Source organism: Lysobacter sp. Soil_N_23 (assembly GCF_057656135.1).
The window spans coordinates 202,119-224,630 of record NZ_JBDGKY010000003.1 but is presented as its reverse complement, the minus strand read 5'-3'; the positions used below and the strand labels follow the sequence as shown (position 1 = coordinate 224,630).

Sequence of the window (22,512 nt, the reverse complement as noted above, 5' to 3'; positions counted from 1 at the left end):
CGCCTCTTCTCAAGCTCAGGCACCAGGCCGGATCTGGCGGTGTTGCCTACAGTCCGCGCTTTCGCCGAAGCCGGCGGGCGATGCCGGCACGCGCAATCAGCGCGAACGCGCCGCCGAAGGCGAAGCCGGCCAGGTGCGCCGACCAGGCCACGGCACCAAAGGCCGGTCCGATGAAGGTGAAGAGCAGTTGCAGCAGCGCCCACACACCAATCAGCAGCGGCGCCGGCACCTTCACGAACTGCAGGAACAGGCCCAGCGGCACCACCACGCCCAGCTTGGCGCTCGGGAACAGCGCCAGGTAGGCGCCGATCAGGGCCGACACCGCGCCGCTGGCGCCGATGATCAGCCGGTCGGGCGTGGCGATGGCAATCACCGCCGCGAGGTTGGCGACCGCCCCGCCCAGCAGGAACAGCATCAACAGCCGCCACGGCCCCATCGCCCGCTCGGCCGGCAACCCGAAGATCAGCAGGAACACCAGGTTGCCCAGCAGGTGCGCCCAGTCGGCGTGCAGGAACAAGGCGGTGAACAGGCGCAGTGCTGCACCGGTGCGCAGGGACGTCCACCACTCGTCGGGCGAGGCCAGTCCCCCGGAGAGCGCACCCCACTCCAGCAGCAGCCGCCGCTGATCGGAGTCCGGCAGCAGTTCGACCCCTATGAAGCACAGCCAGAGGATGCTGAACAGGGCTGGGGTGGCCCAGCGGAGCGGGGTGCGCTCGCGGGTCGGGATCGAGACGAACATCCCTCAGGCCCCCCCGCCCGGGAGGCGCTGGACGGACCGCGTTTTGGGCTGCGTGCAAGTGCGGACGGGCATGCCGGCTATTGTTAGCTTCGGGTTAACTGCCGCGCTATAGTGCATACGGCGTCGTACGTCGGGAGGGGTTTCCGGCGCGCATCTGGCGCCCGAATCGGCCGGGTGCCAAGGCAATGACGGCCGCGGAAGACATAAATACTCCAATGGAGACTACACGCATGCAACACGTTCACCGCTTCACCCGCCTGTCGGCGCTGGCTCTGGGCATCACCGGCGCACTGGCAATCGGTCAGGTCCACGCTTCTGCGTTCCAGATCAAGGAAAACAGCGTCAAGGCACAGGGCCGCTCGTTTGCCGGTTCGGCGATCGCCCCGGGCGATGTCTCGGTTGTTTCCAACAACCCGGCCGCCATGGCGCAGTTCGAAGGCACCTCTTTCCAGGCTGACGTCACCGTGATCGACCTCGGGTTCGAGTTCACCGGCAACGGTCAGGACGCCCTGGGCCGTCCGATCACCGGCGGTGACGGCGGCGACGCCGGCGACGTGATCCCGGTCCCGTCGATGGCCTTCATCCACAAGTTCGACAACGGCATTGCCCTTGGCGCCCAGGTCGATGCTCCGTTCGGCCTGAAGACCGAATACGAAGCTGGCTGGATTGGCCGCTACTACGCCGACAAGTCCGACCTCAAGACCGTCGACCTGACCCTGTCGGCCGCGCTGGACATCATCCCGGACAAGTTCTCGGTCGGCATGGGCCTGATCTACGAGCGCGCCGACGTGACGCTGTCGAAGGCGGTCGATTTCGGCAGCCTGCTGTTCGCCAACCCGGCCACGCGCCCGCTGCCGTTCGCACTCCCGCAGGCGGCTGATGGCCACGCCGAGGTTGAAGGCGATTCCAACGGCATGGGCTGGTTGATCGGCGCCACGCTGCGCCCGACCGAGAAGCTGGGCATCGGCGTTTCGTACCGTTCGGAAATCGACCACGACATCGAAGGCAATGTCGACTGGACCGTTCCGGGCAACGTCGCCGCCGTGCTCGGTGCGAGCCCGACGACCCGCGTCCTGTTCCAGGACGGCGGCGCCAAGGCCGCATTGACCACGCCGTCGGTGATGACGGTCTCGGTGTCCTACCAGTTCACCGACCAGTTCACGCTGCTGGCCGATTACTCGGAGACCGGCTGGAAGTCGCTGCAGGAAATCAACATCGACTTCACCAACCCGGACCCGAACTCGATCGAGCAGTTCCGCTGGGACGACACGCGTTTCTATTCGATCGGTGGCGAGTACAAGTTCAACGAGGCATGGACCTTCCGTGCCGGCTGGGCCTACGACGAGACCCCGACCACGTTCGCCACGCGCACCCCGCGCCTGCCGGACGAGGACCGTACCTGGTACTCGGTCGGCGCCAGCTGGCAGGCGACCCAGAACCTCGAGGTCAACTTCGCCTACACCTACCTCGACGTGAGCAACCCGCAGGTCGGCCTGCGCGAAGGCGGTCACACGCTGTTCGGCGAGTACGACGCAACGATCAATCTGTACGGCGTTTCGGCCAAGTACAACTTCTGATCGGGCGGTTCATTGCTGCATGAAAAAGCCCCGCTTCGGCGGGGCTTTTTTTGTTCTGCGTTGGTGTCATCTGTCGTCGTCCCGAGGGTAGCGAGGGACCTGCTTGTGCTTCTGCGCTTCGGCGTTTCGTTGCACGGTCTTCGGTGGCCCTCACCCCAACCCCTCTCCCGCAAGCGGGAGAGGGGCTTCCACCGTCATTGGAAGCCCGTCATCCCCGCGAAGGCGGGGACCCAGCGTCGTTGCTCTGATGCCGTCATTCCCGCGAAGGCGGGAACCCAGCGTCGTTGCTCTGATGCCGTCATTCCCGCGAAGGCGGGAACCCATGGACGTTGGGTTGGACGTGATCTGTTGCGATTTCACACGATTACAACTTTCCCCGGCAGATGCTTTCGCAATTCTGTTCGTGCGGTCGATTAATCCGAAGCAGTTCCGTCGCAGCACGGTCGGAATCCCCTGCATCGCAATCAGGAGCTGTCATGGACGTCCCCGCACCGCCGCAGCTTCCCGCCGATATCGCCTCCGAGATCGATGGCAAGCCGGACGTCGCCAGTTCGTCGACGCGGCTGTCGATCTATCGCACACGTCTTTCGGTGTACCGCACGCAGGTATCGAACCTGCGCTCGCACCTGGCCAACGAACGCACCCACCTGAGCTACCTGCGCACGACCGTGTCGCTGGTCGGCTTCGGCATCACCCTCAACCGCTTCAGCATGTACCTGGTCCAGCAGAAGGAACTCGCCGAACAGCATTCCCGGCATTTTCTTCGTGACGCCGGCAACGCCGGCCTGGGCATGGTCGTGCTCGGACTGCTGCTGCTGATCTGGTCGATCTACCGGTACTGGGCGGTCGGCAGGGACATCGAGCGCGGGCGGTACATCTCACACCAGCGGGGAACGATCGCCGCCAGCATCGGCCTGCTCCTGCTTGGCGGCCTGACCGCCGTGTGGCTTTTCGTGCGATGAGGTGAGGCGATGCTCCAGCAGGCACCCCAGGAGAGCGTCTACATCCTTACGACGGCCAACGTGATGCTGCTGTTCTTCATCATGCTGGGGCCGGTGAAGATACTGGCGCCGTTCCACCGCGCGACCGCGACGATGGAGCCCAGGGCGGTACGAAGGATGGCGATCAAGGTCGCCCTGATCAGCGCGGTCACGCTGCTGATCGCTGGACTGGTTGGCAGCGCGATGATGCAGAAGTGGCGCATCACGGTTCCGGTGATGGAACTGACCGGCGGAATCGTCTTCCTGCTGGTCGCGCTCAAGCAGGTGCTGGAGCAGTACGGCGACCCCGCGCCGCCCGCGGATTCCGAGCCGCGGCTGATGCACCTGGTCTTTCCGATCGTCGTCACACCCTACGGTATCGCCGCGCTGATCGCGTTGATGGCGCTCAGCAGCGACGCCTCGCGCTCGACGACGCTGCTCGCCGGCGTGATGGCGGTGATGGCGATCAATCTGCTGGCGATGATGTTCGTGCGCCAGGTGATGCGCGGCGTCGGGCCGATGCTGCTGCAGATCTTCGGCGCGGTGCTGGCCGTGCAGCAGGTGGCGCTGGCGCTGCAGCTGGTGGTGGTGGCGTTGAAGGGGATGGGGGTGGGGTAACTGCTTCCCCTCTCCCTGGCGCTTCGCGCCTGTCCCTCTCCCACAAGGGGAGAGGGAGGATTGCAGCAGCCCTGGCAGCATCCGCGTTGCCCTCTCCCCTTGTGGGAGAGGGACAGGTCGCCGAAGGCGACCAGGGAGAGGGTCTCAGTCGCCCAGCGTCAGCAGCGACGCATTGCCACCCGCCGCCGTCGTGTTGACGGTGATCGTCTTCTCCGTGGTGAAGCGCGGCAGGTAGTGCGGGCCGCCGGCCTTGGGACCGGTGCCGGACAGGTTCTGGCCGCCGAAGGGCTGCACGCCGACCACCGCGCCGATCTGGTTGCGGTTGACGTAGCAGTTGCCCACCTTCACCCTAGAACTGATCTTTTCGATCGTCTCGTCGATGCGCGAGTGGATGCCCAGGGTCAGGCCGTAACCGGTCGCGTTGATCGCATCGATCACCGCATCGAGCTGGTCGGCCTTCCAGCGGATCACGTGCAGCACCGGGCCGAAGACTTCCTTGTGCAGCTGGTCCAGCGACTTCAGCGCGTACGCACGCGGAGCAAAGAAGCTGCCGTGTGCGGAGTCTGCATCAACGGCAACCTCGCCGATCTTCGTCGCTTCCACGTCCATGCGCGCCGCATGGTCGACCAGCATCTTCAACGCGTCCTCGTCGATCACCGGGCCGACGTCGGTCGACAGCAGGCCCGGGTCGCCGACCTTCAGTTCGGCCATGGCGCCGGCCAGCATCGAGGTCACCTTGTCGGCGATGTCGTCCTGCACGAACAGCACGCGCGCGGCCGAGCAGCGCTGGCCGGCCGAGGTGAAGGCCGAACCGATCGCATCCTTGACCACCTGTTCCGGCAGCGAGGACGAGTCGGCGATCAGCGCGTTCTGGCCGCCGGTCTCGGCGATCAGCACACCGATCGCGGCATCGCGTGCGGCCAGCGCACGGTTGATCGCGCGCGCGGTGTCGGTCGAGCCGGTGAAGGCGACGCCGGCGATGCGCGGGTCACGGGTGAGTGCGGCACCGACGGTGGCGCCGTCGCCCGGCAGGAACTGCAGCACGGCCTCGGGGATGCCGGCTTCGTGCAGCAGCTTCACGGCGTAGTAGCCGATCAGGTTGGTCTGCTCGGCCGGCTTGGCGATGACGGTGTTGCCGGCCGCGAGCGCGGCGGCAATCTGGCCGGCGAAGATCGCCAGCGGGAAGTTCCACGGGCTGATGCAGACGAACACGCCGCGGCCGGACAGCTGCAGCGTGTTGGACTCGCCGGTCGGGCCCGGCAGCGCTTCGGCCGCGAACAGCTTGCGCGCCTGGCCACCGTAGTAGCGCAGGAAGTCGACCGCCTCGCGCACTTCGGCGACGCCGTCGGGCAGGGTCTTGCCGGCTTCCTTCGTGCACAGCGCCAGGTACTGCGGCATGCGCTGCTCGAGCAGGTCGGCGGCGTATTCGAGGATCGTGGCGCGGCTGGCGGCCGGCAGGGTGTTCCAGGCGTCCTGTGCGGCGACGGCATTCTTCAGTGCCAGCTCGACCGTGGCGGCGTCGGCGGCCTGCCACTGGCCGACGGTCTCGCGACGGTCGGCGGGGTTGGTCACGGCAATGCTGGCGCCGCCGATGGTCGCGCCCGGCACGAGCGGGGTGGCACGCCAGTCGCTGCGGGTGGCCTGGTTGACCTGCTCGGCGAGTGCGCGCAGTTGATCGTCGTTGGCGAAGTTGATGCCCATGGAATTGGTCCTGTCGATGCCGTAGCTGCGGTACAGATCGACCGGCTGCGGGATGCGCGGATGCGCGATGGAGTCGAATGCGGAAACGGTGGCAACCGGATCGTGGATGAGGTCATCGATGGCGATGTCCTCGTCGGTGATGCGGTTGACGAAGCTGGAGTTGGCGCCGTTCTCGAGCAGGCGGCGCACCAGGTACGGCAGCAGGTCTTCGTGGCTGCCGACCGGCGCGTACACGCGGCACGGCACGTCCAGGCGCTCGGCCGGGATCACTTCGGCGTAGAGGTCGTCGCCCATGCCGTGCAGCTTCTGGAACTCGAAGTGCCTGGCCCGGCCCATCGACTTGGCGCGCTGGTGGATGGTGGCAATGGTCTGCGCGTTGTGGGTGGCGAACATCGGGTAGATGGCGTCGCCGGCCTCGAGCATGCGGCGCGCGTTGGCCAGGTAGCTGACGTCGGTGTTGGGCTTGCGCGTGAACACCGGGTAGCCGGACTGGCCGTCGACCTGGGCGCGCTTGACCTCGCTGTCCCAGTACGCGCCCTTGACCAGGCGCACCGGGATGCGGCGGCCGTGGCGGCGGGCAAGGTCGGCGATGAAGGCGATCACTTCCGGCGCGCGCTTCTGGTAGGCCTGGATCGCCAGGCCGTAGCCTTCCCAGCCGTCAAGCGAGGCGTCGGCGTAGGCGCCGGCGATCACGTCCAGCGAGAGTTCAAGGCGATCGGCTTCCTCGGCGTCGATGGTGAAGCCGATGCCGTAGGACTTGGCCAGCTGGGCCAGTTCGAGCACGCGCGGCGTCAGCTCGGCGAACACGCGCTCGCGCTTGGCATGCTCGTAGCGCGGATGCAGCGCCGAGAGCTTGACCGAGATCGACGGCGCGGCGAACACGTCGCTGCCGACGAAGCTTCCGCTCTTGCCGATTGCATGGATCGCGTCGCGGTAAGCCTGCTGGTAGCGCAGCGCGTCCTTGGTGGTCAGCGCGCCTTCGCCGAGCATGTCGAAGGAATAGCGGTAGCTGGCGTTGGCGCCCTTGGTCGAACGCGCCAACGCTTCGCCGATGGTGCGGCCCATCACGAACTGGTGGCCCATGATCTTCATGGCCTGGCGCACGGCCAGGCGGATCACCGGTTCGCCGACGCGGCCGAGCAGGCGCTTGAAGGCGCCGTGCACGTCGCGCTTGGTCTCGTCGTTGAGGTCGACCAGGTGGCCGGTCAGCATCAGGCCCCAGGTGGAGGCGTTGACCAGCACCGAGTCGGACTGGCCCATGTGCCGCTTCCAGTCGGCATCGCCGAGCTTGTCGCGGATCAGCTTGTCGGCGGTGTCCTGGTCGGGGATGCGCAGCAGCGCCTCGGCCACGCACATCAGCAGCACGCCCTCCTCGCTGCCCAGGTCGTACTGGCGCATGAAGGCTTCGATCGCGCCCTGGTCCTTGGCGCGGGCACGCACGCGCTGGACGATGCCGGCGGCGGTGGCCTGGGCGGCCTCGCGCTCGGCATCGGGCAGGCGCGCCAGTTCGAGCAGGGCGCGAACATGCCCGGCTTCGTCACGGACCCAGCCGGCGGTGATTGCGGCACGTGGGGCGGCCGGCGACGGCGGGAGTTCGGGGCTGAGCAGCGCGCGTGAGGGCGGCGGGGCATCGCTGGCGACGGCGGGGGAAGCGTTGATGGTCATCGGGCCCGGGGAGACTGCCGTGGGGAGCCCACTAGTTTAGAGGCTATGGGCGTCGCTGGCCTGTGCGCTGCGGGCTGGAACGGGGTCGCCGACGGCGGCAGGGCAACGTCGCTGGGTCCCCGCCTACGCGGGGATGACGGTATTTCCAGCCCACCGAAGACCATGCAGCGAAACGCCGAAGCGTCGTCCGCCGGGCCGGGGATTGCGTAGCAGCGGGCCATGGATGGCCCGCGCCCCGAATAAAGCCAGGATGGCGTCCTGAGGGGCGGAGCGATCCCCGGCCCGGCGGACGACGCCCCGCCGAAGTCCGAAACGCCCTCAACCGTGGCAAAGAGCCGTTTTTGCAAGGTCTGTGGAGGTCTTCATGCATCGCGCGGGTTGCCGCAACAGTGGTCGACCGCTACCATTTCTCAGTTATCCGTAGCGCTATGGGGCTGTCCGCCCCGGCGTGATGGGCCCCAATCACGTGTCAGGGGCTCGCCAGCCACCTCCGTCCGGACGGTCCCCGCGTGTTGCGCGGCCGGTGCCGGGAGAGGCAGCCCGCGGAGCACGACAATCAGCCTGGCTGGGTTGATTGCTCGGTCAATACTTACCTAGTTGATATTTCTGGGGCTCGAACAGATGAAAGTCGGTCGTTTCAAGCAGTGGGCAGCGGGCATCGCCGCGATGGCGCTGCCGGTCCTTGCGTTTGCGCAGGCGGCCGACCCTAAGCCGTGGCAGCTGAACATGGGCAGGGGCGTCACCGCCCAGTCCGTCAATGCCTACGAGGCCCACATGCTCGCGCTGTGGATCTGCGTGATCATCGGCATCCTGGTGTTCGGCGCGATGGCCGTGGCCATGTTCAAGTTCCGCCACTCCAAGGGCGCGGTGCCGGACAAGGATTTCACCCACTCCACCAAGCTCGAGATCATCTGGACCGTGGTCCCGGTGGTGCTGCTGGTGGCGATGGCCTTCCCGGCGACCAGCAAGCTGATCAAGATGTACGACACCCGCAATGCCGAGATGACCGTCAAGGTCACCGGCTACCAGTGGATGTGGAAGTACGAGTACCTGGGCGAGGGCGTGGCCTTCACCAGCCGCCTCGACCGCAAGAGCGACGAGGTCCGCCAGAGCAAGGCCGTCCCGACCGCCGCCCAGAACCCGCACTACCTGCTCGACGTCGACCACGTCCTGGTGCTGCCGACCGAGACCAAGATCCGCTTCGTGATCACCGCCGACGACGTGATCCACGCCTGGTGGGTGCCGGCCCTGGGCTGGAAGCAGGATGCGATTCCGGGCATCGTCAACGAGGCCTGGACCGACATCAAGGAGCCGGGCATCTACCGCGGCCAGTGCGCCGAGCTGTGCGGCAAGGACCATGGCTTCATGCCGATCGTGGTCAAGGCCGTGCCGAAGGCGGAGTACCAGCAGTGGCTGGCGTCCGAGAAGGCCAAGAACGCCCCGGCCCCGGCTCCCGCCGCGCCTGCCCCCGCTCCTGCCGAGCCTGCCGCTGCCCCGGCCGAACAGCCGCAGCCGGAAGGCACCACCCCGAACACCGAAGCCGTCGCCGCTGTCGCGGCTGCCGGCTGATCGTCACGCAATCCTGAGGTAGGCCATGGCCGTCACGCACGCTGATACCCATCACGATGATCACGCCCACAAGCAGGGCTTCATCGAGCGTTGGTTCTTTTCGACCAACCACAAGGACATCGGCACGCTGTACCTGATCTTCAGCTTCATCATGTTCATCATCGGCGCGGGAATGTCGGTGGTGATCCGTACCGAGCTGGCGGTCCCGGGTCTGCAGCACGTCAGTCCCGAATTCTTCAACCAGATGACGTCGATGCACGCGCTGGTGATGATCTTCGGTGGCGTCATGCCGGCCTTCGTCGGCCTGGCCAACTGGATGATCCCGCTGCAGATCGGCGCGCCGGACATGGCGCTGCCGCGCATGAACAACTGGTCGTTCTGGATCCTGCCGTTCGCCTTCAGCCTGCTGCTGCTGACGCTGTTCCTGCCCGGCGGCGGCCCCGCCGGCGGCTGGACGCTGTACCCGCCGCTGTCGCTGCAGGGTGGCAGCAACGTCGCCTTCACCATCTTCGCCATCCACATGATGGGCATCAGCTCGATCATGGGCGCGATCAACGTGATCGCCACCGTGCTCAACATGCGCGCCCCGGGCATCGACCTGCTGAAGATGCCGATCTTCTGCTGGACCTGGCTGATCACCGCGTTCCTGCTGATCGCCGTGATGCCGGTGCTGGCCGGCGCGGTGACGATGCTGCTGACCGACAAGTTCTTCGCCACCTCGTTCTTCAACGCCGCCGGCGGCGGCGACCCGGTGATGTTCCAGCACATCTTCTGGTTCTTCGGTCACCCCGAGGTCTACATCATGATCCTGCCGGCCTTCGGCGTGGTCTCGGAGATCATCCCGACCTTCAGCCGCAAGCCGCTGTTCGGCTACCAGGCGATGGTGTACGCGACGGCATCCATTGCCTTCCTCTCGTTCATCGTCTGGGCGCACCACATGTTCACCGTCGGCATGCCGCTCGGTGGCGAGATCTACTTCATGTTCGCCACCATGCTGATCGCGGTGCCGACCGGCGTGAAGGTGTTCAACTGGGTCACCACGATGTGGCGCGGCTCGATCTCGTTCGAGGCGCCGATGCTGTGGGCGATCTCGTTCGTGGTCCTGTTCACCATCGGCGGTTTCTCGGGCCTGATGCTGGCGATCGTGCCGGCCGACTTCCAGTACCACGACACCTACTTCGTGGTGGCGCATTTCCACTACGTGCTGGTGACCGGCGCGCTGTTCGGCATCATCGCCGCGGTGTACTACTGGTGGCCGAAGTGGACCGGCCGCATGTACAACGAAGGCATGGCCAGGTTCCATTTCTGGTGGACGATGATCTTCGTCAACCTGCTGTTCTTCCCGCAGCACTTCCTGGGCCTGGCCGGCATGCCGCGCCGCATCCCGGACTACAACGTGGTGTTCGCGGACTGGAACCTGGTCAGCTCGATCGGCGCGTTCGGCATGTTCGCAACGCCCTTCATGATGGCCTTCATCCTGTGGCGCTCGAAGGTGGCCGGCGTCAAGGCCGAAGCCCGCGCCTGGCCGACCGCGCGTGGCCTGGAGTGGACCGTGCCGAGCCCGGCGCCGCACCACACCTTCAGCACGCCGCCGGTCATCCGCGATGGCGACCTCGCCCACGGCGACATCACGCATTAATCGAAGCAGTCGACGACATGACCCAGATCAACGACCCCACTGACGTTGCAACGCGCCGCAAGGCGGCGCGTCGCACCGCCATTTGGGTGGCGGCGGTCGCGGTCGCGATCTATGCGCTGTTCCTGCTCAGCGGAGTGCTCGGCAAATGAGCGACGCGCCGCAGGACACGCCCGTGCAGGCCAAGCGCAACAGCGCCGGCCTGGCCAAGATGGTTGTCGTGGCGATCTTCGCCTTCGGCCTGACCTTCGCGCTGGTGCCGCTGTACCGCATCGCCTGCGAGAAGGTCTTCGGCATCCGCCTGGAGCGCACCGCGGCGGAAGGCGTCGCCGACGCCAGGACGCCGGCGGCCAAGCGCGTGATCACCGTGCAGTTCGACGGTGGCGTCAACTCGAAGCTGCCGTGGGACTTCACCCCCAACCAGGTCACGATGCAGGTCGTGCCCGGCGAGCAGTACGAGACCACCTACCACGCCCGCAACACCGCGCAGCGCACGATCGTGGGCAGCGCGGTGCCGTCGGTCGCGCCGGCGCGCGCCTCGGGCTACTTCAGCAAGACCGAATGCTTCTGCTTCACCGCCCAGACCCTCCAGGCCGGTGAAGCGCGCGAGATGCCGGTGCGTTTCATCGTCGATCCGAACCTGCCGGCCGACGTGAAGACGATTACCCTCTCGTACACCTTCTTCAAGAACGACACGCTCACCGCACAGGCGCAAGGCACGGCGAAGGCCGCGACCACGCCGGTGTCGGCACCGTGACGTTGCCCCTTTCCTCGTAATCGCACCACTCAGACGGAACGCCGCCATGGCCCAAGCCCATTCGCCAGACGCCAGCCACTACTACGTGCCGCATCACAGCCGCTGGCCGTTCCTCGGTTCGATCGCGCTGTTCACCACCATGATCGGCCTCGCCAGCTGGTTCAACGAGGTCAGCTGGGGCAAGCCGGTGTTCTTCTTCGGCATCGCGCTGATGGTCGCCGTGCTGTTCTACTGGTTCAGCGACGTCGTGCGCGAGTCGGTGCGCGGACACTACAACAAGCAGGTCGACACCTCGTTCCGCATGGGGATGATCTGGTTCATCTTCTCGGAAGTGATGTTCTTCGGCGCTTTCTTCGGCGCGCTGTTCTACGCCCGCCAGCTGGCGATGCCATGGCTGGGTGGCGTCGGCGACGGCGTGATGACCAACGCGCTGCTGTGGCCGGAATTCAGCGCCGCATGGCCGAGCAACGGCCCGGGCGCGATCGGTGGCGTCTACCAGACCATCCCGGCCTGGGGCCTGCCGCTGCTCAACACGCTGATCCTGCTGACCTCAGGCATGACCGTCACCATCGCGCACCACGCGCTGAAGGCCGGCCATCGCAAGCAGCTGCTGGTGTTCCTCGGCCTGACCGTCCTGCTCGGCTCGCTGTTCCTGTTCTTCCAGGCCGAGGAGTACATCCACGCCTACAAGGAACTGAACCTGACGCTGGGCTCGGGCATCTACGGTTCGACCTTCTTCATGCTCACCGGCTTCCACGGCGCGCACGTCACGCTGGGCACGATCATGCTGGCGGTGATCTGGTTCCGTTGCCTGAAGGGCCACTTCACCAAGGACAACCACTTCGCCTTCGAAGCGGTGGCCTGGTACTGGCACTTCGTCGACGTGGTCTGGCTGGGGTTGTTCCTGTTCGTTTACGTGCTGTAAGCGGAGCAGAAGCGGGAACAGGGAACCGGGAACAGGGAACCGGAACAGCCAAGACCGCTGCCGCTGGGTTGCCTCACGCAAAAAAGCGACGGCATGCCGTCGCTCTTTTGCTTTTGCGGTTCCCCGTTCCCTGTTCCCGCTGTCGCTCTGCCCTCAGCTCCCGACGCCGTGGAACTTGATCCAGCCCATGTAGTTGGCCAGCACCACCAGCAGTATCAGCGCGATGGACAGCGCGATGCGGCGGGTCAGCGCATTGACGGTGCGCTTGCTCTCGCCCTTGTCCACGAGCATGTAGTAGAGGCCGGCGCCCAGGTTCCAGAGAATGACGATCAGGAAGGCGATGATCACCAGGGTCTTGAGTGAATCGTTCATGGCGGCCTCCAGTCGGCTCCATGGCAGGGCGAGGCGTTCATTATCGCAGCCGCGCGGAGCGAACGCGTGAGCAGGCGCCGCAACCTCGTCGTCGGCTGGGTCCTGGCCGCGCTCGTCATCGCCTTGTTCGTGCGCCTGGGGCTGTGGCAGACGCACCGCGCCGTCGAGAAGGAAGCGATGCTCGATGCCGCCGCGAAGGTGCTCGAACGGCGCGATCCGCAGTCGCTGGCCGTGGCCGACGACGTCACGCGGGCCCATGCCTACGACTGGGCGCTGGGCCGCGGCGAGTTCGACCATCGCGACGTGTTCCTGCTGGACAACCAGCAGCGCAATGGCCAGGCGGGCGTGCGCGCCTACCGGATCTTCGTGCCCGGACACGGCGGCCCGTTGCTGGTCGACCTTGGCTGGCTGCCGTTGCCCGGTGACCGCAAGCTGCCGCAGGTGCCGCGACCGGAGGGCACGCTCGAACTGCGCGGCCTGCTGGCGCCGCCGCCGTCGACCGGGCTGGCACTGGGACCGGCGCTGGGTCGAGACCATGAGGCCTGGCTGATGACGCGCGTCGACCTGGGTGCGATGGAAAAGGCCACCGGTCTGTCGGTGCCGCTGGCGCCGCGGGTGCTGCGCCTGGATCCGGCGATGAAGATGGGCTACGAGCGCGACCTGGAGTTGTTGCCCAACACCCTGCCGCCGGAGAAACACCGCGGCTATGCCGTGCAGTGGTTCGCACTGGCCCTGGCGGTACTCGCCACCGCACTGATCCTGACTTTCCGAAAGCGCCGCCAGGCCTGAAGGACGAACATGCAAGACCAACCCAACGCCCACGAGCACGACCGCAAGCGCAACCGCAACCGCGTCGCGCTGCTGCTGATCTTCGGCCTGTTCTTCGGCACCATGCTGGTCGCCGGGCTGCTGCGTTTCTCCGGCTGGCGCCCGCAGGGCAGCAAGAACTTCGGTGAGTTGCTGCAGCCGCCGGGCGACCTGCGCGCGCTGTCGCCGCGCCTGCTCGATGGCGGTGAGTACACCTGGAAGAGCGGCGAGCGCACGTGGCGGATAGTGGTTGCGCCGCCACCCGACTGCGATGCCGGGTGCAGCAAGCTCGCCCACGACATCGACACGGTGTGGCAGCTGTTCGGCAAGGATGCCGGCGACGTGCACGTGCTGTGGTCGTGCGCCACGGCCGACTGCAAATGGCCGGCGGGCACGCCGACACCGGCCACGCTCAAGCTGCTGCAGCCCGACTCCCGCCTGCGCGCGGGCCTGCCGCGCCTGGACGAGCGCGTGCCCGGCAAGGAAGGCGATCTGCCCGTCTACGTCGTCGACCCGTACGGCTTCGTCATTCTGCGTTACCCTCCCGGCTTCGATCCGGCCGGGCTGCGCGCCGATGTCGCCAAGCTGCTCAAGCTGAAGTGATCTCATCAAGACGCCAACCATGAACCAAGCCGTGGACTCCAAGCCCGCCGACAGCCGCGCCCCGCGTGCGGTGCAATACCGGCCGGCGACCTATCGTCACTTCCATCGGATCGCCTGGCTGGCCGTCGCGCTGGCATTGGGCGTGATCGTGTTCGGCGCGTTCGTGCGCCTGTCCAACGCCGGCCTGAGCTGCCCGGACTGGCCGACCTGCTACGGCCGTGCCGCCTGGCCGACCGTCGCCCACGAGATCGTCGACCACGCCGCCACCGCCATCCGCCCGGTCGAAGTGCACAAGGCCTGGCGCGAGCAGTTCCACCGCATGATCGCCGGCGCGCTGGGCGTGCTGACCCTGACCCTGGCGTTGCTGGCCGCGCGCAAACGCCGCTACGGCATCGCCCAGGTGCTGGCCGCGGCCGCGCTGGTGGCGATCGGCATAGCGATGTACATGCACGGCGAACACGTCGCCGCCTCGGTCCTGGCAATCGCCGGCGAGGCGATCCTGCTGTTCGCCGCATTGCGCTGGAGCAACCTCGACCTGGCCCGCGTCGCCGTGATCACCTTGGCGGTGATCATCTTCCAGGCCCTGCTCGGCATGTGGACGGTGACCTGGCTGCTCAAGCCCATCGTCGTGATGGGCCACCTGCTCGGCGGGCTGCTGACGTTCTCGCTGCTGCTGTGGATGGCCTGGCGCGCAACCGACCTGCCGATCCGCCTGGCCGAAGCGGTGACGGTGCGCCGGCTGGTGATCGCCGGCATCGTGCTGCTCGGCGTGCAGATCGCGCTCGGCGGCTGGACCAGCGCCAACTACGCCGCGCTCGCCTGCGGCAACGACTTCCCGCGCTGCGTCGGCCAGTGGATGCCGGCGCACGACTTCCGCGAAGCCTTCGTGTTGTGGCGCGGCATCGGCGTCGATTACGAAGGCGGCATCCTCGACGGCGAGGCGCGCATCGCCATCCAGCTCGCGCATCGGGCGATGGCGCTGGTGGTGTTCGTGTACCTGATGTGGCTGGCGATCAAGCTGGCGCGCACGCCGGGCATGCGCGGCTGGGCGACGCTGCTGGGCCTGCTGGTGCTGGTGCAGGTCGGCCTGGGCATCGGCAACGTCAAGCTCGGCCTGCCGCTGACCGTGGCCGTGCTGCACAACGCCGGCGCGGTGCTGCTGCTGTTCGTGCTGGTCTCGCTGCTCGCGCGCCTGCGCACGCCGGAGCCGTGATGGCAACGTCTATGCCCCAAGCTCCCATGCCGCACGGCACCGTCAAGCAGTACTGGGACCTGACCAAGCCGCGCGTGGTCGCGCTGATCGTGTTCACCGCGCTGGTCGGCATGTTCCTGGCGGTGCCGGGACTGCCGCCGCTGAAGGAATCGGTGCTGGGCTTCCTCGGCATCTGGCTCGCGGCCTCCAGCGCGGCGACGATCAACCAGCTGCTGGACTCGCGCATCGACGCCAAGATGGCGCGCACTTCGTGGCGCCCGATCGTCGCCGGCCAGATCACGCCGGCGCAGGCGCTGGTGTTCGCGCTGATCCTGGCCGCGCTGTCGATGACCATCCTGGTGGTGTGGGTCAACACGATCACCGCGCTGCTGACGTTCGCCTCGCTGATCGGCTACGCGGTGGTCTACACCGTGTTCCTCAAGCGCGCCACGCCGCAGAACATCGTCATCGGCGGCATCGCCGGCGCGGCGCCGCCGCTGCTGGGCTGGGCGGCGATCACCGGCATGCGCGGCGAGTGGGACTGGCCGCATGCGCTGCTGCTGGTGCTGATCATCTTCGTCTGGACGCCGCCGCACTTCTGGGCGCTGGCGATCTTCCGCCGTGCCGACTATGCCCGGGCGATGGTGCCCATGCTTCCGGTCACGCATGGGGTCGAATACACGCGTTTGCAGATTCTCCTTTACACGGTCCTTCTCGTGGTCGTGACCGTATTGCCCCGCCTGACTGAGATGAGCGGAAACTTCTATCTTGGCGGCGCACTGGTCTTGGGCGCGGTGTTCCTGTGGCACGCGTGGAAACTGATGAATCCGCCTGATGAGCTGTACGCGATGAAGGTCTTCAACTACTCCATCGTCTACCTGATGGCGCTGTTCGCATTTCTGCTGGTCGACCACTGGTTGCGGCCGTGGCTGCAACCCGCGGCATGATGGACGCGCAGCGGATTGGCTCATCCAACCTCTTCAACCCTTAAGCGGAAGTCCCTTATGCTGAAACAGCGAGACCGCCTGACCCTGTCGTTGTCCTCGCTGTTTGTTGCATTGGCTTTCGCCGGCGCCGCGCCGGCGCAACCCGTCACCCCAGGCCAGCCCGCCGAAGGCAAGGGCGAAGTGGTGGTGACGGCGCAGCGCCTGTTCGATGCGCGCAACGGCCGCTATGTCGACAGCCCGCAGGTGCTGATCCGCGATGGCCGCATCGTCTCCGTCGGCCATGCCGGCGATGCCGCGCCGGCCGGCGCACGTCGCGTCGACCTGCCCGGCATGACCCTGCTGCCGGGCCTGATCGACATGCACGTGCACCTCGACAGCGACCCGAGCTACGGCGGTTACACCGGGCTGCAGTTCAACGACCGCTTCTGGTCGATCCTGACCGTGCCGCACGCGCAGAGCACCCTGATGGCGGGCTTCACCACCGTGCGCAACGTCGGCTCCGATGCCTGGAACGACGTCGGCCTCCGCCAGGCCATCGAGGAGGGCAAGGTCGTCGGCCCGCGCGTGGTCACCGCCGCCTATGCGTTCGGCGCCACCGGCGGCCATTGCGACTCGACCTTCTTCCCGCCGTCGATGCACCAGCAGAGCGAGTTCAACGCCGACAGCCCGGAAGAAGCGCGCAAGCGCGTGCGCGAGCTGCGCAAGTACGGCGCCCAGGTCATCAAGATCTGCGCCACCGGCGGCGTGTTCTCGCGCAACACCGAGCCGGGCCAGCAGCAGATGAGCTTCGAGGACATGAAGGCGGTGGCCGACGAGGCGCACCTGTGGGGCCTGAAGGTCGCCGCGCATGCGCACGGGGCCAACGGCATCAAGGACGCGATCCGCGCCGGCATCGACACCATCGAGCATGCCAGCCTGATCGACGACGAAGGCATCCGCCTCGCCCGCGAGCGTGGCGCGTGGCTGTCGATGGACATCTACAACACCGATTACACCCAGGCCGAAGGCAAGAAGAACGGCGTGCTGGAAGACAACCTGCGCAAGGACCGCGAGGTCGCCGACATCCAGCGCGAGAACTTCCGCAAGGCCAACAAGGCCGGTGTGAAGATGGTCTACGGCACCGACGCGGGCGTCTATCCGCACGGCAACAACGGCAAGCAGTTCGCGGTGATGGTCCGCTACGGCATGACGCCGGCGCAGGCGATCCAGGCGGCGACGGTCAACGCCGCGCAGGCGTTGGGTCGCGAGGACGTGGGTCTGGTCGAGGCCAATCGCTGGGCCGACCTGATCGCCGTCAGCGGCGATCCGACCCGGGACGTGAGCCTGCTGGAGTCGGTGCCGTTCGTGATGAAGGGCGGCGTGGTGGTGAAGGACGCTGCCGCGCAATAAGCGGAACGCGTGTCTTGTAGGAGCGAGCTTGCTCGCGAGCAGCGCCTCAGGGACTCCACGGCTGTTCGCGAGCAAGCTCGCTCCTACATCGATGCGGCTAGTACGCCGCGGCGGTGGCGGCCGGCGAGCCGACGATGACTGGCTTGGCCGAGACCAGGCGCGCCGGATCCAGCAGCGCGCCCATGGTCGGATCGTTCGGATAGCGCGTGCCGTCGAATTCGAGTGCGACCTGGCCTGACTCGCCCTCGCTGCCGACCGTCACCAGCAGGTCGCGCCAGCCGCGGTTGCGGCGGTCGGCGACCGCGATCGGTGCACGCGTGGACACCGAGTCGCTGACCAGCCGATAGCCGGCCGCGTCGCCGCGGAATACCAGCAGCGTGCAGCCGCCGGCATCGCACCAGTTCGGGTCGTCCAGCAGCATCAGCAGGTCATCGATGCCATCGCCGTCGAGATCGACGCTGCCGTCGCGGTGCGCCGGCATCTCACGGATCCCGCGTGCGGCCAGGAAGGCCGCCAGTGCCGCCTGCGCGCGCTCCTTCTCGTTCATCGGCGCCGGTGCCTGAATGGCGAGAGGGACGGTGGTGGTGGAATGCTTCGCGCACCCGCCGACCAGCAAGCTGACTAGCAGGAAAGCAGGGGGAATGACCAACCACAGGATTCGCATGGCCACACTCCGGTGAATGTGGCCAGATTAGGCGCCTGCGTGTCGCGGCCGGGTCAACGTCGGCGACGTCGACCCGGCGTTGGATCAAGACTCGATCACGGCACCGATCATGAACCGATCACTCCGCGCCGATCAGGTTCTGCTGCCAGAACAGGATCGAGGCGGCGCCGAAGTAGTCGACGTTGGACTTCTTCCTGAATCCATGGCCCTCGTCGTCGAACAGCAGGTACCAGACCGGCTGGCCGTTGCCGCGCACCGCCTTCACGATCTGCTCGGCCTCGCTGTAGGGCACGCGCGGATCGTTCTTGCCCTGGGCGACGAACAGCTTGGAGGCGATGCGGTCGGCATGGTTGAGCGGTGAGATCTGCTCGAACACCTGCGCCATCTGCGGGTCGCGTTCATCGCCGTACTCGGCCCGGCGCAGGTCGCGGCGGTAGCTCTCGGTGTTCTTCAGGAAGGTGCCGAAGTGGGAGATGCCGACCACGTCGATGCCGGCCTTGATGCGATCGCTGTAGTGCATCAGCGACGACAGCACCATGTAGCCGCCGTAGCTGCCGCCGTACACACCGACGCGTTTGGCATCGAGCTCGGGCTGCCGGCCGACCCAGTCGAGCAGGGCGCCGATGTCCTTGACCGAGTCCTCGCGCCTGGCGGCGTTGTCGAGGTCGAGGAAGGTCTTGCCGTAGCCTTCCGAGCCGCGCACGTTCGGCAGCAGCATCGCCACGCCCAGTTCATTGGCGAGGAACTGCGCCGTCGGGTTGAACGTCGGCAGCGACTGCCCTTCCGGGCCGCCGTGGATGTTGATCACCACCGGGATGCGCCTGCCGGCCGGCACGTTGGCCGGGCGGTAGTAGAACGCCGGGATCATGCGCGGTTTGCCATCGACGGTGTCGAAAGTCGGGTAGTGGACCAGGGTCGGGGCGACGAACTTCGCCGGATCCAGGCCGCCGACTTCGCTGCGCGTCCAGCGCGTGAGCGATGCCTTGCCCAGGTCGACCACGTGGACATCGCTGGGCGAGGTCGCCGAGTTCATCGTCACCGCAAGGCGCTTGCCGTCGGGCGAGAAGCCCAGGTTCACGACCAGGCCGATCGGCAGCTCGGGCAACTTCACCGGCTTGTGCGAGGGCAGGGCGAGCACGTGCAGCTTGTAGATGCCGTCTTCGTTGGTGGTGTAGGCCAGGTGGCGGCCGTCGTCGGCGATCTCCAGGTCCTCGACGTCCCACGGCGTGTTGGCAGTCAGAACCTCGAACTTGCCGGTGGCCGGGTTGTGGAAGCGCAGGCTGTGGAATTCCTGCGGCTTGCCCACGCCTTCATCGGCATGCAACTGTTCGTTGGAGATGAAGTACACCGACTTGCCGTCGGGTGCGAACTTGAATCCCTTGAACGACGCCTTGCCCCCGTCCACCGGGAACATCGTCAGCTTGCCGCTGTCGACATCGACCAGCCCCGGATAGGCCTCGGCCGCCGAGACGTACTTCATCACCAGCAGCTGCCTGCCGTCCGGCGAGAAGTCCATCGCATTCCACAGGCCGCCTTCGGTGATCAGCGCGCGCGACTTCTTCGTGGCGAAGTCCATCACCCACAGGTCGGTGTCCTTGCCGTTGCGCACGGTGCTGCTCCAGGCGAAGCGGCTGCCGTCATGGGCAAACAGCGGCCCCTGGTTGCGCGCCTTGCCATCGCTGAGCAGCGTGGTGGCGCGCGTCTTCAGGTCGAACCAGTGCAGCTGCCAGAACTCGTTGCCGCCGACGTCCTTGCCGAAGACGAAGCCTTCGAGCTTGGATGCGGCCGGTGCGGATTCGATAGCAGCCAGCGGTTCGGGATAGAAGGTGAGCTGTTCGCGCATGCCCAGCGGCTGGCAGACGCGGTGCGCCTGCGCGGTCTCGGCGAAGCGCGTGCTGATCAGCATGCAGTCGCCAGTCCAGCCGGCGAAGGTCGCACCGCGGGTGTTCTGGTAGCGGTTGAGCTGTTCGACCAGGGCCGGCGGAATCGCCGGGATGTTCTCGCTGGTGCGGTTGCCGACCTGCTCGCGCCTGACCTGCGGCGACGTGGACTGCGGCGACGGCGACTGCGCCGCGGCGGGCAGGGCGCAGGCCAGCAGCAGCGTGGGCAGGAGGATGGAAAAGCGTGGCGACATCGCGTCGGTCCCCAGGGATGAAGGGCCGAGCTTACCGTGGCGGCGAAGGGCGACAGAAGTGATGGACCTTGCCGAAGCGGCCCTTCTCCCGCTTGCGGGAGAAGGTGCCGGCAGGCGGATGAGGGCGGTGCGGTGCGTGTCGGCCGCTTGCCCTCACCCCAACCCCTCTCCCGCTTGCGGGAGAGGGGCTCGTGAGTGATGGACCTTGCCGAAGCGGCCCTTCTCCCGCTTGCGGGAGAAGGTGCCGGCAGGCGGATGAGAGCGGGGCGATGTATGTCGGCCGCTTGCCCTCACCCCAACCCCTCTCCCGCTAGCGGGAGAGGAGCTCAGTGCCTTCAGCCGCGCGGGATGGCCCGCGCCCGGCTCGCGCGCAGGCTCAGCAGCTCGCGCATTTCGTGCTTCTCGGCCTCGTCCAGCTCCGAGGTGCGCCGCGACTGCAGCGCCTCGATGCGCTGCTGGATCGCCTGCTCCTCCAGTCGCGAGACCGCATCGAGGAACGACTGCTGGCGCTTGTCGGCATCGTCGAGAACGCGTGCATCGAGCGGTGTCGCCGCCGTGGTCTCCACCGCGCGCGCAGTCGCCAGCTTGGTCAGCGCCGGCGCTTCGCTGCGATCGGCGAAGTGCTCGAGGATCAGCCCGGTCGAGATGTCGGGGCGCTCGTGCACCAGCTCCACCAGTTCCACCAGCAGCCCGACGCCAGGCTGGTCGAGCGAGGCGAAATGCAGTGACGAGGGAACGGCCAGCGCAATGGCCGGTTGCTGCAGCAGCATCGTGATTGCGCTGCGCACCAGCGAGGGCTTGTTGGCCGTCGGTGCGCTCGCGCGCTGCGGGCGCTGCGCGGTCGACTCCGGGCTGTTGGCGCGCGCACCCACGCCGGTCAGCTCGGTCAGGCGCTGCTTCATCAGGTCGCCGAAGGCGCCGTCGGGGATCTGTGCCAGCAGCGGCTTGGCGCGTTCGGCCAGGCGGCCGCGGCCTTCGAGCGTGCTGAGATTGACGTCGCTGGAGAGCGAGTCGAAGAAGAACTTCGACAACGGCGTGGCCTCGCGCAGGCGCAGCTCGAAGCCGTCGCGGCCTTCCTTGCGCACCAGCGAATCGGGATCCTCGCCTTCGGGCAGGAACAGGAAGAACGCCTGGCGGCCGTCCTTCATGCGCGGCAGCACCGATTCCACCGCCTTCCATGCGGCGCCGCGGCCGGCGCGGTCGCCGTCGAAGCAGAAGTACACATCCGGTGCGTTGCGGAACAGCAGTTCGGCGTGGTCGGGCGTGGTCGCCGTGCCCAGCGTCGCCACGGCGCAGTCGACGCCGTGCTCGAACAGCGCGACGACGTCCATGTAGCCTTCGACGACGATGAGCTTTTCGATCTTGTTGTGCGCCTGGCGCACCTGCCACAGGCCGTACAGCTCGCGGCCCTTGTGGAACAGCGCGGTTTCGGGCGAGTTGAGGTACTTGGGGCCGTCGTCTTTATCCAGTACGCGACCGCCGAAGGCGATCGTGCGCCCACGGCGGTCGTGGATCGGGAACATCACCCGGTCGCGGAACTTGTCGTAGACGCGGCCGCTGTCGTTCTTCGAGAACAGGCCGGCACGTTCGAGCAGCGACATGCGTCGCGCGTCGGTGCCGAGCGCATCGCGCAGTGCGTTGAAACCGTCGGGCGCGTAGCCGATGCCGAACTGGGCGCGGACCGCGGCGCTGACATCGCGGCCATCGAGGTAGGCCTGCGCCTTGGGGCTGCCGGCGAGCTGCTTCTGGAAGAACTTCGATGCGGCCTCGACGGCGGCATAGAGGTCGACGCTGTCGGGATTGACGTTGCGCTGCTGGGTGTCGCGCGGCACTTCCATGCCGGTGCGCTTGGCCAGTTCTTCGACCGCGTCGAGGAACTCGAGGCGGTCGTAGTTCATCAGGAAGCTGATCGCGGTGCCGTGCGCGCCGCAGCCGAAGCAGTGATAGAACTGCTTGGTCGGCGAGACCGTGAAGCTGGGCGAGCGCTCGTCATGGAACGGGCAGCGCGCCGAGTACTCCTTGCCCTGGCGCTTCAACGGCACGCGCGACCCGATCAGCTCGACGATGTCGGCGCGGGCGAGCAGGTCGTCGATGAATGCGTCGGGGATGCGGGCCATCGGAGCTTTGTACCGCGTCCTGCGTTGGCGCGGGAGGGTGGATTTACTCCCTCCCCTGCGTGCAGGGGAGGGTTGGGGAGGGGTTGAGCCGCGCAGCGGCGATGCTCGGCGCTGGCGCGC

General features: G+C 67.0%; 19 protein-coding genes. 13 read left to right on the top strand and 6 right to left on the bottom strand.

Going from position 1 to position 22,512, the window contains the following annotated elements:
• Positions 1-46: 46 nt before the first annotated feature.
• Entirely contained in the window at positions 47-739 is a 693-nt protein-coding gene (locus tag AC3A3X_RS04270; RefSeq protein WP_386701643.1) for a rhomboid family intramembrane serine protease, read from the bottom strand.
• A 230-nt stretch (positions 740-969) separates the two neighbouring features.
• On the opposite strand from AC3A3X_RS04270, the gene AC3A3X_RS04265 reads away from it, so the two are divergent.
• From AC3A3X_RS04265 to AC3A3X_RS04255, 3 genes are all read left to right on the top strand, one after another.
• Complete coding sequence (locus AC3A3X_RS04265; RefSeq protein WP_487581808.1) at positions 970-2,316, top strand: OmpP1/FadL family transporter; 1,347 nt, start codon at positions 970-972, stop codon at positions 2,314-2,316.
• A 476-nt stretch (positions 2,317-2,792) separates the two neighbouring features.
• A complete protein-coding gene (locus AC3A3X_RS04260) occupies positions 2,793-3,278 on the top strand; it encodes a DUF202 domain-containing protein (RefSeq protein ID WP_487581807.1) in 486 nt (161 codons plus the stop codon).
• Positions 3,279-3,287: 9 nt separating this feature from the next.
• Positions 3,288-3,914: a MarC family protein gene (locus AC3A3X_RS04255; protein ID WP_487581806.1), complete on the top strand. Its 627-nt coding sequence runs from the start codon at positions 3,288-3,290 to the stop codon at positions 3,912-3,914.
• A gap of 144 nt (positions 3,915-4,058) precedes the next feature.
• On the opposite strand, the gene putA is transcribed toward AC3A3X_RS04255, so the two are convergent.
• Complete coding sequence (gene putA / locus AC3A3X_RS04250; protein ID WP_487581805.1) at positions 4,059-7,280, bottom strand: bifunctional proline dehydrogenase/L-glutamate gamma-semialdehyde dehydrogenase PutA; 3,222 nt, start codon at positions 7,278-7,280, stop codon at positions 4,059-4,061.
• A 621-nt stretch (positions 7,281-7,901) separates the two neighbouring features.
• On the opposite strand from putA, the gene coxB reads away from it, so the two are divergent.
• Genes coxB through AC3A3X_RS04225 form a run of 5 tightly spaced genes read left to right on the top strand, consistent with a single transcriptional unit; the run spans position 7,902 to position 12,167 of the window.
• Positions 7,902-8,849 (top strand): cytochrome c oxidase subunit II, encoded by a 948-nt coding sequence (gene coxB / locus AC3A3X_RS04245; RefSeq protein WP_487581804.1) that lies wholly within the window; start codon positions 7,902-7,904, stop codon positions 8,847-8,849.
• 25 nt (positions 8,850-8,874) lie between these two features.
• Positions 8,875-10,488 carry a cytochrome c oxidase subunit I gene (ctaD, locus tag AC3A3X_RS04240; RefSeq protein ID WP_487581803.1) on the top strand — a complete coding sequence of 538 codons (1,614 nt, stop codon included), beginning with the start codon at positions 8,875-8,877 and terminating at the stop codon, positions 10,486-10,488.
• Positions 10,489-10,505: 17 nt separating this feature from the next.
• On the top strand, positions 10,506-10,637 hold the full coding sequence (locus AC3A3X_RS04235; RefSeq protein ID WP_487581802.1) for a hypothetical protein: 132 nt from the start codon (positions 10,506-10,508) through the stop codon (positions 10,635-10,637).
• Positions 10,634-11,242 (top strand): cytochrome c oxidase assembly protein, encoded by a 609-nt coding sequence (locus AC3A3X_RS04230; RefSeq protein WP_487581801.1) that lies wholly within the window; start codon positions 10,634-10,636, stop codon positions 11,240-11,242. Before AC3A3X_RS04235 ends, AC3A3X_RS04230 begins: the two co-directional genes overlap by 4 nt.
• A 46-nt stretch (positions 11,243-11,288) precedes the next feature.
• Positions 11,289-12,167 (top strand): cytochrome c oxidase subunit 3, encoded by an 879-nt coding sequence (locus AC3A3X_RS04225; RefSeq protein ID WP_487581800.1) that lies wholly within the window; start codon positions 11,289-11,291, stop codon positions 12,165-12,167.
• Between the two features lie 153 nt (positions 12,168-12,320).
• On the opposite strand, the gene AC3A3X_RS04220 is transcribed toward AC3A3X_RS04225, so the two are convergent.
• On the bottom strand, positions 12,321-12,539 hold the full coding sequence (locus tag AC3A3X_RS04220) for a twin transmembrane helix small protein (protein ID WP_487581799.1): 219 nt from the start codon (positions 12,537-12,539) through the stop codon (positions 12,321-12,323).
• Between the two features lie 66 nt (positions 12,540-12,605).
• Here AC3A3X_RS04220 and AC3A3X_RS04215 point away from each other — a divergent pair, with 66 nt between their 5' ends.
• Genes AC3A3X_RS04215 through AC3A3X_RS04195 form a run of 5 tightly spaced genes read left to right on the top strand, consistent with a single transcriptional unit; the run spans position 12,606 to position 17,477 of the window.
• Positions 12,606-13,328, top strand: a complete 723-nt coding sequence (locus tag AC3A3X_RS04215; protein ID WP_487581798.1) for an SURF1 family protein — start codon at positions 12,606-12,608, stop codon at positions 13,326-13,328.
• Positions 13,329-13,337: 9 nt separating this feature from the next.
• Positions 13,338-13,949 carry a hypothetical protein gene (locus tag AC3A3X_RS04210; RefSeq protein WP_487581797.1) on the top strand — a complete coding sequence of 204 codons (612 nt, stop codon included), beginning with the start codon at positions 13,338-13,340 and terminating at the stop codon, positions 13,947-13,949.
• 19 nt (positions 13,950-13,968) lie between these two features.
• Positions 13,969-15,162 carry a COX15/CtaA family protein gene (locus AC3A3X_RS04205; RefSeq protein ID WP_487581796.1) on the top strand — a complete coding sequence of 398 codons (1,194 nt, stop codon included), beginning with the start codon at positions 13,969-13,971 and terminating at the stop codon, positions 15,160-15,162.
• A 26-nt stretch (positions 15,163-15,188) separates the two neighbouring features.
• On the top strand, positions 15,189-16,088 hold the full coding sequence (locus AC3A3X_RS04200; protein ID WP_487581795.1) for a heme o synthase: 900 nt from the start codon (positions 15,189-15,191) through the stop codon (positions 16,086-16,088).
• Between the two features lie 57 nt (positions 16,089-16,145).
• Positions 16,146-17,477, top strand: coding sequence for a Xaa-Pro dipeptidase (locus tag AC3A3X_RS04195; RefSeq protein ID WP_487581794.1), 1,332 nt, complete (start codon positions 16,146-16,148; stop codon positions 17,475-17,477).
• 97 nt (positions 17,478-17,574) lie between these two features.
• Here AC3A3X_RS04195 and AC3A3X_RS04190 read toward each other — a convergent pair whose 3' ends face one another.
• The 3 genes from AC3A3X_RS04190 to dnaG all read right to left on the bottom strand — a co-directional run bounded on the left by AC3A3X_RS04190 (position 17,575) and on the right by dnaG (position 22,392).
• The gene (locus tag AC3A3X_RS04190) at positions 17,575-18,024 is read right to left on the bottom strand and encodes a hypothetical protein (RefSeq protein ID WP_487581793.1); all 450 of its coding nucleotides are present in this window, start codon (positions 18,022-18,024) and stop codon (positions 17,575-17,577) included.
• Between the two features lie 235 nt (positions 18,025-18,259).
• Complete coding sequence (locus AC3A3X_RS04185) at positions 18,260-20,275, bottom strand: S9 family peptidase (RefSeq protein ID WP_487581792.1); 2,016 nt, start codon at positions 20,273-20,275, stop codon at positions 18,260-18,262.
• A gap of 335 nt (positions 20,276-20,610) precedes the next feature.
• Complete coding sequence (dnaG, locus tag AC3A3X_RS04180) at positions 20,611-22,392, bottom strand: DNA primase (protein WP_487581791.1); 1,782 nt, start codon at positions 22,390-22,392, stop codon at positions 20,611-20,613.
• Between the last annotated feature and the right edge of the window lie 120 nt (positions 22,393-22,512).

Excerpts from the sequence above, each read along its gene's own strand:
- AC3A3X_RS04270 (WP_386701643.1), bottom strand. The coding sequence starts at position 739 with ATGTTCGTCTCGATCCCGACCCGCGAGCGCACCCCGCTCCGCTGGGCC.
- AC3A3X_RS04265 (WP_487581808.1), top strand. The coding sequence starts at position 970 with ATGCAACACGTTCACCGCTTCACCCGCCTGTCGGCGCTGGCTCTGGGC.
- AC3A3X_RS04260 (WP_487581807.1), top strand. The coding sequence starts at position 2,793 with ATGGACGTCCCCGCACCGCCGCAGCTTCCCGCCGATATCGCCTCCGAG.
- AC3A3X_RS04255 (WP_487581806.1), top strand. The coding sequence starts at position 3,288 with ATGCTCCAGCAGGCACCCCAGGAGAGCGTCTACATCCTTACGACGGCC.
- putA (WP_487581805.1), bottom strand. The coding sequence starts at position 7,280 with ATGACCATCAACGCTTCCCCCGCCGTCGCCAGCGATGCCCCGCCGCCC.
- coxB (WP_487581804.1), top strand. The coding sequence starts at position 7,902 with ATGAAAGTCGGTCGTTTCAAGCAGTGGGCAGCGGGCATCGCCGCGATG.
- ctaD (WP_487581803.1), top strand. The coding sequence starts at position 8,875 with ATGGCCGTCACGCACGCTGATACCCATCACGATGATCACGCCCACAAG.
- AC3A3X_RS04235 (WP_487581802.1), top strand. The coding sequence starts at position 10,506 with ATGACCCAGATCAACGACCCCACTGACGTTGCAACGCGCCGCAAGGCG.
- AC3A3X_RS04230 (WP_487581801.1), top strand. The coding sequence starts at position 10,634 with ATGAGCGACGCGCCGCAGGACACGCCCGTGCAGGCCAAGCGCAACAGC.
- AC3A3X_RS04225 (WP_487581800.1), top strand. The coding sequence starts at position 11,289 with ATGGCCCAAGCCCATTCGCCAGACGCCAGCCACTACTACGTGCCGCAT.
- AC3A3X_RS04220 (WP_487581799.1), bottom strand. The coding sequence starts at position 12,539 with ATGAACGATTCACTCAAGACCCTGGTGATCATCGCCTTCCTGATCGTC.
- AC3A3X_RS04210 (WP_487581797.1), top strand. The coding sequence starts at position 13,338 with ATGCAAGACCAACCCAACGCCCACGAGCACGACCGCAAGCGCAACCGC.
- AC3A3X_RS04205 (WP_487581796.1), top strand. The coding sequence starts at position 13,969 with ATGAACCAAGCCGTGGACTCCAAGCCCGCCGACAGCCGCGCCCCGCGT.
- AC3A3X_RS04200 (WP_487581795.1), top strand. The coding sequence starts at position 15,189 with ATGCCGCACGGCACCGTCAAGCAGTACTGGGACCTGACCAAGCCGCGC.
- AC3A3X_RS04195 (WP_487581794.1), top strand. The coding sequence starts at position 16,146 with ATGCTGAAACAGCGAGACCGCCTGACCCTGTCGTTGTCCTCGCTGTTT.
- AC3A3X_RS04190 (WP_487581793.1), bottom strand. The coding sequence starts at position 18,024 with ATGAACGAGAAGGAGCGCGCGCAGGCGGCACTGGCGGCCTTCCTGGCC.
- AC3A3X_RS04185 (WP_487581792.1), bottom strand. The coding sequence starts at position 20,275 with ATGTCGCCACGCTTTTCCATCCTCCTGCCCACGCTGCTGCTGGCCTGC.
- dnaG (WP_487581791.1), bottom strand. The coding sequence starts at position 22,392 with ATGGCCCGCATCCCCGACGCATTCATCGACGACCTGCTCGCCCGCGCC.